The organism is Mesorhizobium sp. WSM3864 (assembly GCF_002294955.1).
Taxonomy (GTDB): Bacteria; Pseudomonadota; Alphaproteobacteria; order Rhizobiales; family Rhizobiaceae; genus Mesorhizobium.
Genome location: NZ_NSGD01000003.1, coordinates 304,180 through 318,372, shown reverse-complemented (window position 1 = coordinate 318,372; position 14,193 = coordinate 304,180). Strand labels below are relative to the sequence as shown.

The 14,193-nt window shown below is 64.5% G+C and carries 13 protein-coding genes and 1 tRNA gene; 7 read left to right on the top strand and 7 right to left on the bottom strand.

Annotated elements, in window-relative coordinates; all coding sequences use genetic code 11:
- Positions 1-118: 118 nt before the first annotated feature.
- From CK215_RS09360 to CK215_RS09335, 6 genes are all read right to left on the bottom strand, one after another.
- The gene (locus CK215_RS09360; RefSeq protein ID WP_095830761.1) at positions 119-1,039 is read right to left on the bottom strand and encodes a DUF3445 domain-containing protein; all 921 of its coding nucleotides are present in this window, start codon (positions 1,037-1,039) and stop codon (positions 119-121) included.
- Positions 1,036-1,323: a YciI family protein gene (locus CK215_RS09355; RefSeq protein ID WP_067002501.1), complete on the bottom strand. Its 288-nt coding sequence runs from the start codon at positions 1,321-1,323 to the stop codon at positions 1,036-1,038. Before CK215_RS09355 ends, CK215_RS09360 begins: the two co-directional genes overlap by 4 nt.
- 19 nt (positions 1,324-1,342) lie before the next feature.
- Entirely contained in the window at positions 1,343-2,005 is a 663-nt protein-coding gene (locus CK215_RS09350; RefSeq protein ID WP_095830862.1) for an aminotransferase class IV family protein, read from the bottom strand.
- A complete protein-coding gene (locus CK215_RS09345; RefSeq protein ID WP_095830760.1) occupies positions 1,954-3,099 on the bottom strand; it encodes an aminodeoxychorismate synthase component I in 1,146 nt (381 codons plus the stop codon). Before CK215_RS09345 ends, CK215_RS09350 begins: the two co-directional genes overlap by 52 nt.
- Positions 3,100-3,252: 153 nt before the next feature.
- Positions 3,253-3,957: a proton-conducting membrane transporter gene (locus CK215_RS09340; RefSeq protein ID WP_095830759.1), complete on the bottom strand. Its 705-nt coding sequence runs from the start codon at positions 3,955-3,957 to the stop codon at positions 3,253-3,255.
- Positions 3,958-4,277: 320 nt separating this feature from the next.
- A complete protein-coding gene (locus CK215_RS09335; protein WP_170950263.1) occupies positions 4,278-6,116 on the bottom strand; it encodes a M3 family oligoendopeptidase in 1,839 nt (612 codons plus the stop codon).
- A 144-nt stretch (positions 6,117-6,260) separates the two neighbouring features.
- On the opposite strand from CK215_RS09335, the gene CK215_RS09330 reads away from it, so the two are divergent.
- The 4 genes from CK215_RS09330 to CK215_RS31275 all read left to right on the top strand — a co-directional run bounded on the left by CK215_RS09330 (position 6,261) and on the right by CK215_RS31275 (position 10,499).
- Complete coding sequence (locus tag CK215_RS09330) at positions 6,261-7,802, top strand: sigma-54 dependent transcriptional regulator (RefSeq protein WP_095830758.1); 1,542 nt, start codon at positions 6,261-6,263, stop codon at positions 7,800-7,802.
- A 377-nt stretch (positions 7,803-8,179) separates the two neighbouring features.
- Positions 8,180-10,024, top strand: coding sequence for a DUF882 domain-containing protein (locus CK215_RS09325; protein ID WP_095830757.1), 1,845 nt, complete (start codon positions 8,180-8,182; stop codon positions 10,022-10,024).
- A gap of 103 nt (positions 10,025-10,127) precedes the next feature.
- Positions 10,128-10,201: transfer RNA gene (locus CK215_RS09320), tRNA-Gln, on the top strand.
- 121 nt (positions 10,202-10,322) lie between these two features.
- Positions 10,323-10,499: a hypothetical protein gene (locus tag CK215_RS31275; RefSeq protein ID WP_082980697.1), complete on the top strand. Its 177-nt coding sequence runs from the start codon at positions 10,323-10,325 to the stop codon at positions 10,497-10,499.
- Positions 10,500-10,611: 112 nt separating this feature from the next.
- Here CK215_RS31275 and CK215_RS09310 read toward each other — a convergent pair whose 3' ends face one another.
- On the bottom strand, positions 10,612-11,247 hold the full coding sequence (locus tag CK215_RS09310; protein ID WP_095830756.1) for a 2-dehydro-3-deoxy-phosphogluconate aldolase: 636 nt from the start codon (positions 11,245-11,247) through the stop codon (positions 10,612-10,614).
- 142 nt (positions 11,248-11,389) lie between these two features.
- Between CK215_RS09310 and CK215_RS09305 the strand changes: the two genes are divergently transcribed.
- The 3 genes from CK215_RS09305 to CK215_RS09295 all read left to right on the top strand — a co-directional run bounded on the left by CK215_RS09305 (position 11,390) and on the right by CK215_RS09295 (position 14,180).
- Entirely contained in the window at positions 11,390-12,319 is a 930-nt protein-coding gene (locus tag CK215_RS09305) for a rhodanese-related sulfurtransferase (protein ID WP_095777356.1), read from the top strand.
- A gap of 121 nt (positions 12,320-12,440) precedes the next feature.
- The gene (locus tag CK215_RS09300) at positions 12,441-13,148 is read left to right on the top strand and encodes a tellurite resistance TerB family protein (protein ID WP_067002750.1); all 708 of its coding nucleotides are present in this window, start codon (positions 12,441-12,443) and stop codon (positions 13,146-13,148) included.
- 279 nt (positions 13,149-13,427) lie between these two features.
- Positions 13,428-14,180 carry an SDR family oxidoreductase gene (locus CK215_RS09295; protein WP_095830860.1) on the top strand — a complete coding sequence of 251 codons (753 nt, stop codon included), beginning with the start codon at positions 13,428-13,430 and terminating at the stop codon, positions 14,178-14,180.
- The last annotated feature ends 13 nt before the right edge of the window (positions 14,181-14,193 follow it).

Below are 14,193 nucleotides of genomic sequence, written 5' to 3'. Positions count from 1 at the left end.
CACACTCCTTCAAACACGGGAAAGTCCGGCATTTTTCGCCGGTAGCCCTACATCACAGATCATTGTCACAAACCAGCAAAAACCGCCAACCGACGGCCAAACCGGCCTGGCGGTTTGGTTAAGCCACCATGGCCATGCCGGCGAGGTACGAAACCAGCCGGTCGCGGTCGGCGCTCAAACCCTTGTAGTCGAGCTGCGCCTGATCGAGAGCATTGAGCTGGTCGGCGAAGGAGGCCGCAAGCGCGACCTTGTCGGGGTGGCGGGCAAGCACCGCCAGCGGGTCGAGATGGATGCGAATGGTGAAAAGGATGTCGCGTGACACCGGCAGCTTGCGCAAGGTCTGACGCTCGACGCGAATGAAGGCATGGGCGTTGATGTCACCATCCGGAAAACGAGTCGGACGGTTCGTGGCACGGTCGATCCGCTCCCCGTTGGAAAGTGGATGATAGAGCGCGTCGCCCGCCTGGATCGACCAGTTGAAGCGCTCGACCGCCTGGCCCTGCAGGCCGTCGAACATGCGGTTGATGAGGTCCGCAGGCCGTGTGCCGGGGCCAAAGCCGGGCACCGGCGCGTGGATCTGTTGCAGCGGTTTGCCGAATTTCTCCTGGAGCGACCAGGACGACGGAAAGCAGAGCGAGCCGGCGGCGAGCCGCCAGCCGCTGTCGTCGCGGCGCATCAGGATCAGGTCTTCCTGGATTAGCAGCGAGGCTGCGACCAGCGGGGCGCCGGGGCCGACATTGCTGCCTTCGGGGCCGGCTACCTCGATCCCGGCACCCTTGCGGCGGTAGGTTTCGGGATGTTTCGCCAGCAGGTGCGCTCCAAGCAGATCCAGCACCTCCTGCTGCGCCTCACGCGTGCCCTCCTCCTCGACAAAAACCCGGCTTGGGATGTCCGCGTAGAGACGGCGCTTCTCGGCGAGATGCGGCAAAAGAAGCTCGTCGAGCTCGATCCATCGATCGAGATCGAGCGGTTTCAGCCCGATGGTGAAAAGCCTTGACGATCCGTCATAGGGCGTATGGGTCGGCGGGCGAACACTCATGCTTCCTTGAAGGCGTCCAGTTCGGTGGCGGTCAACCGCGCCGCGAATTCGGTGATTTCGTAGTCGGCCGCGCCTGCCTCGGAGAAAGGGTCGGCCGCCAGTCTGGCGTCAAGCACGTCGCGGGAACCGCGCGCGACGATGATGCCGCCGGTCCTTGGCCGTTTCGGTCCAGACGCAACAAAAATGCCTTCCGCGTAGCAGGCCTTCAGCCATTCGACATGCGCCGGCGCCAGCCGATCGATCTCGGTCAGCGGCACCTTGTAGTTCAGCGAAACGATGAACATTGCATTCTCCTGCTTGGCGTCATGCCAGCCTCGCCGGGATCAACCCACGTAGCGAATTGCCGACGAAGATCGCCTGCGCCGACTTCAGATCGTCGAAGGTGTAGATCGCTTCCGCGGCGCGGCCTTCGTCCAGAAGCTCGCCGCGCAATACTCCAGGCAGCAGGCCGCAATCAAGCCGGGGCGTCACCAGCACCCCGCCGCCGAAATCGGCGAACAGATTGGTGATCGTGCCTTCGCAGAGTTCTCCGCGCTCGTTGGCGAGCAGCACTTCGTCGGCGCGGGTGGCGAGGTATTCGGCGCGCGCCTGTTGGTAGGTTTCGCGGCGGCTGGTCTTGTGACGCAGCAACAAGTTACCGGAATCGAGGCGGACCCGCGCCAGCTGCAGACGCCATGCCCTGTCTGCGGGAAGCTGCTCAAAGGGCTGCGCGGCGGCTGTCGCCTCGCCGTTGCGCTGCAGTGCAAGCCGGGTGCGCAAAGCGATCCGCTGCCCACCGGTCGCGTTCTTCAGCACCTCGCCGACCCGTTGCGGATCGCAGGCAAAGCCGAGCTCAGCCGCCGAGGCATAAAGCCGCGCAAGGTGGCGCTCGAAGCGCAGGAAGCCGGACCCCGGCTCCCAACGCATGGTCTCGATCAGCTCGAAGTCGGGACGGTTCCCGTCGCGAAGCGCGCTTTCAGAAGACACTCCCGGTACTCCTCCTCGGCGGTGGAATCGAAGACCACGCCGCCGCCGACATTGTAGACAGCCTCGCCGTCGGCAAAAAGCGAGATGGTGCGGATCGCCACCGAGAACCGCATCGTGCCGCCGGGCGCGACCCAGCCGATGGCGCCGCAATAGACGTCGCGCGGCACGCCCTCCAAATCGTGCAGGATCTCCATGGCGCGGATCTTCGGCGCGCCGGTGATCGAGCCGCAGGGAAAGAGCGCTGCGAAGACTTGGCGAATACCGATATCAGGCAGGAGCTTCGCCCGCACCCGGCTCACCATCTGGTGCACCGTCGGGTAGGTCTCGATGCGGAACAGCTCAGGCACTTCCAGCGTGCCGACCTCGCTGATCAGCGAGATGTCGTTGCGGAGGAGATCGACGATCATCCGGTTCTCGGCCTGGTTCTTCTCGTCGTTGCGCAGGAACGTCTTCAGCCGCGCGTCCTCGGCCTTGGTGGCGCCGCGCGGCGCCGTGCCCTTCATCGGGTGCGTCTCGATCATACCGTCGGCGTCGATCTGGAAGAAGAGTTCCGGCGAGCGCGACAGCACGATCGGATCGCCGAACGAGATCAGCGCGCCGTATTTCACCGGCTGGCGCCCGGTCAGCGCCTCGAAGGCGGCAAGCGGATCGCCCGACCATTGCGCATGGACCGGAAAGGTCAGATTGCCCTGATAACAGTCGCCCTTGCGAATATGGTGGTGGAGGCGCGCGAAGCGGACGGCGTAGTCCTCGGCGGACCAGGATGCGCGGGCGTCGAAGATCGGTCCGTTGCTGGCGGGGCCTTCGTTCCGCGGCACGGCCTGTTCGAGCGGCGCATCGAAGACACCGAGACAGATCAGCGGCGCGCGGCGGCCCTCTGGCAGCAACGGCACCAGTTTCGGCTCCAGCAGGTAGCCTGCCTCATAGGAGAAATAGCCTGCCAGCCATTTGCCCGCGTCGGAGGCGGCCTGTGCCGCTTCCAGCGCCGGCGTGAATTCGTCCGCGGCTCGCGCCGTGATGACCTCATGCGGCCCGTCAAAGACGAGCTGGCGGCCGGTCTCGTCATTGCGGAATATTGCTGAGGGCAGGGACATAAGCCTCGGATGGGGTCGATTAAGTCGATCGCTCTATATGGGGGCGCGGCGAGGCGCAATCGAGAGAGCGGCGTCGGAGGGCGTAAAGGCATCTGGTCCAAAGCAAAAACGGCGCCCAATGGACGCCGCCTGCGCTGGGAAGGCACAGCGAGATCAGTTGTTGTTCGAGGTCGCCGCCGTGGGGAACCGGCTAGCGAATTCGGCCTCGTCGCCCGCGGCCAGCAGTTTCGCCTGCTCGATCCATTTCTCGCGCGCGATGCGGCCGTCGAAATTGAGCACCTCCTCGACGCGCTTGACGTCGGCATCGGTCCAAGCGGCGATCTGGGCATAGGACGTGACGCCCTGCGCCTTGAGCAGCTTTTCATTGACCGGGCCGATGCCGATCAGGCGGCGCAGATTGTCCGCCTTGCCGGTGGTCGCCTTCGGGGCGGCGGCTTTCTTCGGAGCCGGCGCCTTCTTTGGCGCCGCGCCGGTCGTCTTTGCCGCTGCCGGCTTGGCCGCGGCGGATTTGGTCGAAGCCGATTTTGCCGCTGACGGTCTTGCAGATGAGGATCTGGCTGGGGTCGGGGTCGATATCAGCGCCGCCGGCGCAGGCGCGGAGGCTTTGTCGGTTCCCGCCTTGGCGGAAGAGGTCGGCGCTTCGCGCAGCTTGCGTTCGAGATCGGCGCGGCTGCGGCCGCATGCGTCGAGCTCGCCGCTCAGGCGGTAGGTATCGGCGCTAAACCGGTCGCGTTCGCTCTTCGCGCGACCGAGTTCGCCGCGCAGGCTGTCGAGCTCGCCACGCAGGCGGCCCCAGATGAACCAGCCAACCAGGACACCGACAACGAACGCCAGGAGCATATAGAAGAAAGTGCTCATTTTCCTCTCCAGTCCGATCGGGCCGCGGCCGCAAACGGCGGCCTTGCCGCAGGGATCGTCAATCGCTGGGCGGAACCGCCCCTCCAATCGCTGGCGGCTGGCCCTCCTCCGGCTGCGGCCCGACGGCCGCTATCGCTCTCGCTGAAGCAACGCTAGGGCCGCCTCCGGCCTTGCTGTCGCGTCCGGTTGAGCTTGGGTCTGACGCTAGCACACGGCCTGCGCAAAGCTAATTGAAAAGTGCGGGCAGAGTTATTGAAGAACAGCACAAGTATGCGTTCCGGCCAAACTGTTCCCGGTCTATGCCGCCAGGCGAGCACCCGTCATTTGTCGAGCGCCTCCAGCTCGTCGATCAGCGCGCCGATCACACCCAGGCCGATCTGCCAGAAGGCCGGATCCGTGGCGTCGAGGCCGAAGGGCGCCAGCAGTTCCGAATGATGCTTGGTGCCGCCGGCGCGCAGCATCTCGAAATACTTCTCCTGAAAGCCGCGCTCGGCGTTCTGGTAGACGGCGTAGAGCGAGTTGACCAGGCAGTCGCCGAAGGCATAGGCGTAGACGTAGAAGGGCGAGTGGATGAAGTGCGGGATATAAGTCCAGAAGACCTCGTAGCCATCGCGCAACTTGATCGCCGGCCCCAGGCTTTCAGCCTGCACCTCAAGCCAGAACTGGCCCAGCCTGTCCGAGGTCAGCTCGCCGCTGCGGCGCTCGGCATGCACCTTGCGCTCGAACTCGTAGAAGGCGATCTGGCGCACGACAGTATTGATCATGTCCTCGACCTTCTGGGCGAGCATGGCCTTGCGCTCGCGCTTGTCGGAGGTCTGGTCGAGCAGCGAGCGGAAGGTCAGCATCTCTCCGAAGACGGAGGCCGTCTCGGCCAGCGTCAGCGGGGTGGACGCCATCAGCGCGCCCTGGCCGGCGGCCAGCACCTGGTGAACGCCGTGACCCAGCTCATGCGCCAGCGTCATCACATCGCGCGGCTTGCCCATGTAGTTGAGGAGCACGTAGGGATGCGCCGATGGCACAGTCGGGTGGGCGAAGGCGCCGGGCGATTTGCCCGGCCTGACCGGCGCATCGATCCATTTGCGATCGAAGAATGTCCGCGCGATTTCCGCCATCTTCGGCGAGAAACGCTGATAGGCTGACAGCACCGTGTCCCTGGCGTCGTCCCACCGGATCACCGACTGCGGGGTCTCGGGCAGCGGCGCGTTGCGGTCCCAGTGGTTCATGACGTCCATGCCGAGCCAGCGCGCCTTCATCTGATAGTAGCGGTGCGACAGGCGCGGATAGGCTTCGCGCACGGCCGCGGCCAAAGCATCGACCACGCCGCGTTCGACGCGGTTGGCGAGATGGCGTGAATCGGCGATGTCCTCGAAGCCGCGCCAGCGGTCGGAAATTTCCTTGTCCTTGGCGAGCGTGTTGGTGATGAGCGTGAAGGTGCGCAGGTTCTTGCGGAAGGTCGCGGCGAGCGCCTCGGAGGCGCGGCGGCGCACTTCGCCATCCGCGTCCTGCAGCCGGTTCAGCGCCGGCTCCAGCGTCAGCTCCTCGCCATCGACGTCGAAGCGCAGATCGGTCATCGTCTCGTCGAACAGGCGGTTCCAGGCGCCGCGTCCGGTGACCGACTTCTCATGGAACAACTGCTCGACCCGATCCTCGAGCTGGTACGGCTTGTCCTTCCTGAGATCGAGCACCCACGGGCGATAGTGGGCGAAGGCCGGGTCGGCCACGAGTGCTGCTTCGATCACCGAGTCGTCGATCAGGTTGAGCTCCAGCGCGAAGAACAAAAGATGCGCGCTGGCATCCGTCATCTTCTCCTGGATGTCGCCATAGAGCTTGGCGCGCTGCGGATCGGCGGTGTTGCCGGCATAGACAAGCCCGGCATAGGAGACGATGCGGCCGATCAGTTCCTCCAGCGCCTCGTAGGCCCTCAGCGCCTCGCCGAGCCGGCCGGCGGCGCCACGCTCGGCTTCGGCGGCCAACGTGCCCTTCCAACGGACCTCGAAGGCAATGGCGTCGCTTGCCGCCCGGGCGATGTCACGCTCCAGCTCCGGCGCTTCCATGCCGGAATAGAGATCGGCGAGATTCCACTCCGGCAGATCGCCGAGCTCCGCCGCGGACTGGCCAGAGGCCGTCGCCGCAAGCCGCTGACCAAACATCATGCGCATCGACAATACCTTCTTCGAATCAACGGGAAAGGAGAAGCCGGTCAAATCCTAAGGAATTCGTTCACCGGGTTTTTTGAAACCTTATTTAGAACCCTGTGCCAAGATGATCCATGGGGATTTATCGGGCGGATAATTCAAAGAGTCATGACAGGTTCCGTACTCATAGTCGATGACGATCCCGTGCAGCGCAGGCTGCTCGAGGCGGCGGTGACGAAATTCGGCCACAGCGCCATCATCACCGACGGCGGCGAGGCGGGCCTCGATGTGCTGGACGGACCGAACGCGCGCGATGTGTCGGTCGTCATCCTCGACCTGGTCATGCCCGGTCTCGACGGCATCGGCGTGCTGAAGGCGATGCGCGAGCGCGCCATCAATCTCCCGGTCATCGTGCAGACCGCGCAGGGCGGCATCGAAACCGTTGTCTCGGCCATGCGCCACGGCGCTTTCGATTTCGTCGTCAAGCCGGCCTCGCCCGACCGGCTGCAGACCTCGATTTCCAATGCTTTGAAGGTGGAAGCGGTCGAGGACGAGGTGAAGCGCTCGTCGCGGCGTCGCGGCGGCCATCTCACCTTTAAGGATTTGATCACCCGCAGCCCGGCGATGGACCGGGTGATCCGGCTCGGGCAAAAGGCGGCGGCCTCCAATATTCCGATCCTTATCGAAGGTGAATCGGGCGTGGGCAAGGAATTGGTGGCGCGCGCCATCCAGGGCAGCGGCGACCGCCGCTCGAAACCCTTCGTTACCGTCAATTGCGGCGCCATCCCCGACAATCTAGTGGAATCGATCCTGTTCGGCCATGAGAAGGGTTCCTTCACCGGCGCCACGGACAAGCACACCGGCAAATTCGTCGAGGCGCATTCGGGCACGCTGTTCCTGGACGAGATCGGCGACCTGCCGCTCGACGTCCAGGTCAAGCTGCTGCGCGCCGTGCAGGAGGGCGAGGTCGACCCGGTCGGCGGCCGTTCGACCGTCAAGGTCGACATCCGGCTGATCTCGGCGACGCATCGGAATCTTTTGCAGCAGGTCAAGGACGGCAAATTCCGCGAGGACCTATTTTATCGCCTGAACGTCTATCCGATCTTCGTGCCGCCGCTGCGCGACCGGCGCGAGGACATCCCCCATCTGGTCAGGCATTTCATGGAGAAGGTGGCGCCGGCCGATCCGCGTCATCGTCTCACCGGCATATCGGCCAAAGCGCTGGCGATGCTGCAGGCCTACGATTGGCCGGGCAACATCCGCCAGCTCGAAAATGCGGTATTCAGGGCGTCGGTGCTCGCCGAAGGCGAGTTGCTGACCGAAGAGGAATTTCCGCAAATCCGCGCGCAGGTCGAAGGCACGGTGAAGCTCGATGCCGAGCCCGCGCCTGCCGTGGCACCGGTCGCGGACGAGCTGCAGTCGGGCGATCAGGCCGTCTCCGGCGGAGTGGCGTCAGGCTCGCACGAGGCCGAGGCGCCGGCGCGGCTGCAGCCGCGATTCGGCACGCTGAGGGCCTTGGACGAGCGCGGCAATGTGCGGGCGCTGGCCGATGTCGAGTTCGAGATGATCAAGCTTGCGATCGACCACTATAACGGCCAGATGAGCGAGGTGGCGCGCCGCCTCGGCATCGGGCGCTCTACGCTCTACCGTAAGTTGAAGGAATATGGCATTGACCCCGAAGCGGGTCGGCTTGATCGACTTGCCTCTTGAGACGCAAGCCCAGCCCAGCCTACCGGTTTATATTCCGACTTAATCGTCGCTTTTTCGTTTCTGAAGGCGCTTTTTCAGTCGCTTGCGTGTTCGCGATCACGCATTTAACGCAATCGGTAACAGATTGTGTTTGGGCCAAAGCCGAATTCTCGATCTAAACCAGCGATTTACCACGAAACGTGGTGCATCATTTTTGACGGGATATCGCCACGGTGTTACCGCATTTCGGCTCCAATAAGCGATGATTAACCATTAGGATCGATATTCGGATGTGAGAACCACGCATCCGTTTGGGCAAATCCGGGGACAAACGGCAGCCTGCAAGGCCTTTTGATTTGAACCAAGTCGAACGACACACGAACGGGCGGCATTTTCACATGAGCGTCTGGCCACGGTGGCTGACGTTTGTGATTTTGGCCGTAGGGTTCCTTTCGGCAGCCGCCTCTGGCGCGAAAGCCGAAGTCCGTTCGCTGAAGCTCTATCACCTGCACACACACGAAAAGGCCGAGATCGTCTACAAGCGTAACGGCCGCTACGTTCCCGAAGGCCTGCGCAAGATCAACATCATCCTGCGCGACTGGCGCCGCAACGAGCCGACCAAGATGGATCCGCGGCTGCTCGATCTGGTGTGGGAGGCCTACCGGCAGAGCGGAGCGACCGACTACATCCAGGTCGTCTGCGGCTATCGCTCGCCATCTACCAATTCGATGCTGCGCAGCCGCAGCCGCGGTGTCGCCGAGAAAAGCCAGCACATGCTTGGCAAGGCGATGGACTTCTACATCCCCGGCGTGCCGCTGAAGAAGCTGCGCAACATCGGCCTCAAGATGCAGGGCGGCGGCGTCGGCTACTATCCGAATTCCGGTTCTCCGTTCGTCCACATGGATGTCGGCAATGTCCGCCACTGGCCGGGTATCAGCCGTCAGGAACTGGTCAGCCTGTTCCCGAACGGCAAGACGCTGCACGTGCCGAGCGACGGCCGGCCGCTGCCTGGCTATGAGCAGGCTCTGGCCGCCTATAAGGCGCGCAAGGGCGCCGGCACCCCCAATATCGAGCTGGCCAGCGCCGGCGGCTCGACCAAGCGGTCCGGCGGACTGTTTGCGGCCTGGTTCGGCGGCGGCGACGACGAGGCCGACGACAGCGCCGATGTCGCGAGCGCCCAACCCGCACCCCAGCCGAAAGCTGTGAAGCAGGTGGCGGCCGCCAAGAGCGGCAACAGCGGCAGCCTGCCGGGCATCGCGATCGTCTCGCCGCAGGATGCCAAGCGCGCCAACATCCCGCAGATCGCCGATGACAGCTCGGACGATTCGCAACCGCAGCAGGACACGCCCGAAACCATCATTGCCGCGCTGCCGCCGAAGGAGGTTCCTCTGCCCGCCTTCGCGCCGAGGCCCAAGGCCGATGTCGGCCAGCAGACGGCTGAAAACGTGCCGTTCGCCGTGGCGGACGCCTCGGCCACGGCTGAGCAGGTGGTGGCGACGGCGCATGCTCCGGCCAACGTACCGTTCGGCATGGCCGCCGGCGCGGCGCAGGCCGCAGCCGATCCCGCGCAGGGGGCGTTCAACAATGTTCCGCTGCCGACGAGGCGGCCCGATCTGCCGAGGGAACTTGCGCCCAAAGACAAGGGCGTGCTTCTGGCGCTGGCGGAAACCGCCTCGCAGGACAAGAGCGCGACCGATGCCTTCTCGGTGCTGCCGACCGCGCGGCCCGACACGGGCAAGCCGGATGAGATCAAAGCGGTGCTCGAGCAGGCCAGCGCGACCACCGTGGCCGGCTCGAGTGGGGCCGAATACGAAGTCGCTTCGCTGACTGCGCCGGAGCCACGCTCGGCATTCAACGATCCGTCGGGTCTCGATGCAGCTTCGCCGCGTCAAGCCATTGCCGCACGCCCCGCCGGCACCGATCCGGCGCAGGCGATCGGCGCCGGCGTGAAGACGACGCGCAAGGAGGCCAGGGCGTCCGCCAACGACCTGAAGCCCGGCCCGAAGGCAATGGTGGTGGCAACGCCGCCGCAGGCAGCGCGCTGGGCGCTGGGCAGCGGCGACAACATCGCCACCGTTTCCGATCCGACCACGGCACCGCGCTATGCCTACAATATCGTGCACACGCCGCCGAGCGAGGTCTACACGGCCGGATTCCAGACGGATGCGCAATTGCCGGACCCCAGCCGGTTCACCGGCAACGCGGTGAAGTTCCTTTCGGTCGCACGCTTCCAGACGAAATAACGAGCCTGCCAATGCCGCAACAGCCGCGTTGAACAACAGCGCGGCTTTTGCTTTTTATCACGGCAGCATAGTTTGAACGGCGCGGGTTTCCCGCGTGGTCTTTTCCCGCTTCGTCTAACGGTAGGACAGCGCCCTTTGAAGGCGTGAATCGTGGTTCGAATCCATGAGCGGGAACCAGCCGGCGGCTGGTTTTCGGCCCGCACCGGCATGCGATCACGCACGCTTAAACTTCTCGTGAGACCGGAACGGGCCGCGCTTTTTCGGGTTAGGATGCGTTCGTTCCAAACTGGGGATATTCATGAAGAAGATTCTATTGGCGTCAGTTCTCGCTTTGGCCGCGGCATCGGCTGCCGTGGCTCCAACGCAGGCCGAAACCGTTATCGTCAAGACCGGCAAGCATCACTGCAGAACCAAGGTGGTCACCCATTGGGTTCACCACCGCAAGGTCGTCGAGAAGGTCAAGGTCTGCCACTGACCGCATGTCCAGCCCTGGAGCGGTTCAGCGTTTGATAGACCGCTGAACCGCTCCAGGTGTTCTTTACACGATCCGCACGGAAGAACCGGTGCCCACTCTTCCTGGAATTGCGTTAGGCGAGCTTGCTCGCCTCGCGCGCCAGGGCTTCGATCTCATCCCATTTGCCGGCCTTGATGAATTCGTCGGGCGCCACCCACGAGCCGCCGACGCAGATGACGTTGGGGAGGCTCAGATAGTCGGCGGCGTTCTTGGCCGTTATGCCGCCGGTCGGGCAGAATTTCACGTCGGCGAGCGGCGAGGCGAAGGCCTTCAGCGATGCGATGCCGCCCGACTGTTCGGCCGGGAAGAATTTCAGGAAGCGCAGGCCGGCTTCGCGCGCAGCCATGATCTCCCCGGGGGTGATGGCGCCGGGCAGCAGCGGCACGGGGCTGTCCTTGGCCGCGTCGAGAAGCTGGCCCGTAATGCCGGGGCTGACGATGAATTTCGAGCCGGCGCGTGCCGCCTCGTCGAACTGCTTGGCATCGAGAATGGTGCCGCCACCGACAACCGCATCCTCGACTTCGGCCGCGACGCGGCGGATCGCTTCCAGCGCATCGGCGGTGCGCAGCGTGATCTCGATCGCCCTCAAGCCGCCGCGCGACAGAGCGCGGGCGAGCGGCACGGCGTCGGCGACATTGGCGATCTTGAGCACCGGGATGACCGGCTGGCCGTTGAGGAGCGACAGGAGCTTTTCGGTCTTGCTGGTCATTGGCTTGTCTCTCCGTTTCGGTCGATTTCAACCGATTAGCAGAAGGGGTATTCCGAGTCCACGAAGGCGGGCGTGTCGCAATGTCACGCGGCCCGTCCGCTCCGCCTTGAAACGGCTTTCAGCACGGTCTAGTGGCATGGGCATGACAACAACCAAGGAAACTCAGCCGGTCCGCGTTGCCGCGCTCTACAAGTTTGCGCGGCTCGACAATTACCAAGCGCTGCGCGCGCCGCTCGCCGCCTTCTGCTGCGGACGCGGCATCAAGGGCACTCTGCTTTTGGCGCATGAGGGCATCAACGGCACGGTCGCCGGCAGCGAGGCAGCGATCGCCGCGCTTATCGATCACCTAGAGGCGATCGAAGCGCTTGCCGACCTGGAAGTGAAATACAGCATTGCTGCTGACATGCCGTTCCATCGCATGAAGGTGCGGCTGAAGCGCGAGATCGTCACCATGGGCGTCGACGATCTCGATCCGGCGAGCAGCGCCGGCACCTATGTCGCGCCAGTCGATTGGAACGCGCTGATCTCGGACGCCGACACGTTGGTCATCGACACGCGCAACGCCTACGAGGTGTCGATCGGCACCTTCAAGGGCGCGGTCGATCCCAAGACCGCCAGCTTTCGCGAGTTCCCGGCCTGGGTCGAAGAGCACCGCGAGGAGCTCGAAGGCCGCAAGGTGGCGATGTTCTGCACCGGCGGCATTCGCTGCGAGAAGGCGACCGCTTACGTGAAGTCGCTGGGCTTCAGGCAGGTCTTCCATCTCAAGGGCGGCATCCTGAAATATCTCGCAGAGGTGCCGGCCGAAGAGAGCCTATGGCAGGGCGAATGCTTCGTCTTCGACGAGCGGGTATCGGTGTCGCATGGCCTGGCCGAGGGCGAAGCCGAACTCTGCCGCGCCTGCCGCCATCCGCTCACCGTCGAGGACCGGCTCTCGCCGAAATATACGGTCGGCGTCTCATGCCCGCGTTGCTTCGAAGCGCGCTCGGACGAGGACCGCGCGCGCTACGCCGAGCGCCATCGCCAGGTGGAACTCGCGCATGCGCGGGGCGCCAAGCGCCACATCGGAAGCTGAGCAGCCCAGGTTTCGTCAAATCATCCGCCCGTTCATTGTAATGTCAATGCGCGGGGCCTACGTCTTGCCGATCCGAAACCCCGCCCGGGCGCATTCGGCCGGGCCAATTCTGGAGGCATTGATGCTCGACCCCAAGAAGCTGCTCGACGACCTTTTCGGCTCGCAAATTCCCGGCACGGGATCGACCGTTCGCGACAAGGCGGGGCAGGCGGTGCAGATGGCGAAGGACAATCCGCTCGCCGCCGGCGCGCTGGCGGCGGTGCTGCTCGGCACCGGCCCCGGTCGACAGGTGACGGGCGCTGCCATGAAGCTCGGCGGCCTGGCAGCCATTGGCGGCCTCGCCTACAAGGCCTACCAGAACTACAAGGCCGGCAATGTGCCGGCACAAGAACCCGTGGCCGGCGAGCCCGAGTTGCTGCCGCCGCCCAAGGACACCGCCTTCCATCCCTCGCAGGCGCCGCAGGGCGAGGCCGAATTCACGCTGACCCTGGTGCGGGCGATGATCTCCGCAGCCAAGGCGGACGGTCATGTCGATGACGAGGAGCGGCAGAAAATCGCCGACAAGCTCAAGCTCGCCGGCATCGGTGCCGAAGCGGAAAAATTTCTGCTGGATGAGCTTGAACGCCCGCTCGATCTCGACGTCCTGATCACCGGCGCCAAGACCGATGCGCAGAAGGTTGAGCTCTACACCGCCTCGCGCCTTACCATCGATCCCGACACCCGCACGGAGCGCGGCTATCTCGACCTGCTAGCCGGCCGCCTCGGCCTGCCGGACGCGCTGGTCGACCATGTCGAGGCGACGGTCTCGGCGGCGAAGGCGCCGGCTTGAACCGCGCCCGATCCGCGCCAGCAAATTGCCGGTTGGTAAACGGGCATGGGACGTGCTGCTGGCCGTTAATCTTTCGTTAACCCAGCAAGCGCATCATTCTAACCAGTCGGACCGGCTTATCCTCCTCCCAAGCGCGGTTCAGATGAGGGGCGGTCGCCAATGACCGCCCTTTTTGTCGGCTCCGCTTTCTTGCCGACAGTAGCCGCTTGCCACGCCCTCTGTCATTTGCGATGCCACGTCTTCTTCCAGCAGTGACGGGGAGCGAGGACGATGACCGCCATGACAGAGAAAACAGCCATCGTAACCGGCGCGGGCACCGGCATCGGCAAGAGCGTCGCCACCACGCTGCTCAAGGCAGGCTGGAACACCGTGTTCTGCGGCCGCCGCAAGACGCTGCTCGAGGAGGCGATCGCCGAGGCCGGGAAGACCAGCGCCAGGGCGCTTGCCGTTGCATGCGACATCAGCAAGGCCGGCGAAGTCGACGACATGTTCGAGACAGTGGTGGAGGCGTTCGGGCGCGTCGACCTGCTCTTCAACAATGCCGGCATGGGCTACAAGTCGACGCTGATCGACGAGATCCCGGTCGAGGTCTGGAACGATGTCGTCGGCGTCAACCTGACCGGCTCGTTCCTATGCGCCCGTGCCGCCTTCGGCGTCATGCGCCGGCAAAAGCCGATGGGTGGGCGCATCATCAACAATGGCTCGGTGTCGGCCTATGCGCCGCGGCCGGGCTCAGCGCCCTACACGGCGACCAAGCATGCCATCACCGGCCTGACCAAGACCCTGGCGCTCGACGGCCGGCCCTATGACATTGCCTGCGGCCAGATCGACATCGGCAATGCGCTGACCGAGATGGCGCAGGCGATGACCGTCGGCGTGCCGCAGGCCAACGGCTCCATCGCCGCCGAAGCGGTGATAGATGTCCAGCGCGTCGCCGACGCGGTGCTTCACATGGCGAGCCTGCCGCTCGACGCCAATGTGCTGTTCATGACGGTGATGGCGACGAAGATGCCGTTCGTCGGCCGCGGGTGAGGGGGCTGAGGCT

Bases quoted from the DNA above. Each gene is read 5' to 3' on its own strand.
- CK215_RS09360 (WP_095830761.1), bottom strand. From the start codon at position 1,039: ATGAGTGTTCGCCCGCCGACCCATACGCCCTATGACGGATCGTCAAGG.
- CK215_RS09355 (WP_067002501.1), bottom strand. From the start codon at position 1,323: ATGTTCATCGTTTCGCTGAACTACAAGGTGCCGCTGACCGAGATCGAT.
- CK215_RS09345 (WP_095830760.1), bottom strand. From the start codon at position 3,099: ATGTCCCTGCCCTCAGCAATATTCCGCAATGACGAGACCGGCCGCCAG.
- CK215_RS09340 (WP_095830759.1), bottom strand. From the start codon at position 3,957: ATGAGCACTTTCTTCTATATGCTCCTGGCGTTCGTTGTCGGTGTCCTG.
- CK215_RS09335 (WP_170950263.1), bottom strand. From the start codon at position 6,116: ATGCGCATGATGTTTGGTCAGCGGCTTGCGGCGACGGCCTCTGGCCAG.
- CK215_RS09330 (WP_095830758.1), top strand. From the start codon at position 6,261: ATGACAGGTTCCGTACTCATAGTCGATGACGATCCCGTGCAGCGCAGG.
- CK215_RS09325 (WP_095830757.1), top strand. From the start codon at position 8,180: ATGAGCGTCTGGCCACGGTGGCTGACGTTTGTGATTTTGGCCGTAGGG.
- CK215_RS31275 (WP_082980697.1), top strand. From the start codon at position 10,323: ATGAAGAAGATTCTATTGGCGTCAGTTCTCGCTTTGGCCGCGGCATCG.
- CK215_RS09310 (WP_095830756.1), bottom strand. From the start codon at position 11,247: ATGACCAGCAAGACCGAAAAGCTCCTGTCGCTCCTCAACGGCCAGCCG.
- CK215_RS09305 (WP_095777356.1), top strand. From the start codon at position 11,390: ATGACAACAACCAAGGAAACTCAGCCGGTCCGCGTTGCCGCGCTCTAC.
- CK215_RS09300 (WP_067002750.1), top strand. From the start codon at position 12,441: ATGCTCGACCCCAAGAAGCTGCTCGACGACCTTTTCGGCTCGCAAATT.
- CK215_RS09295 (WP_095830860.1), top strand. From the start codon at position 13,428: ATGACAGAGAAAACAGCCATCGTAACCGGCGCGGGCACCGGCATCGGC.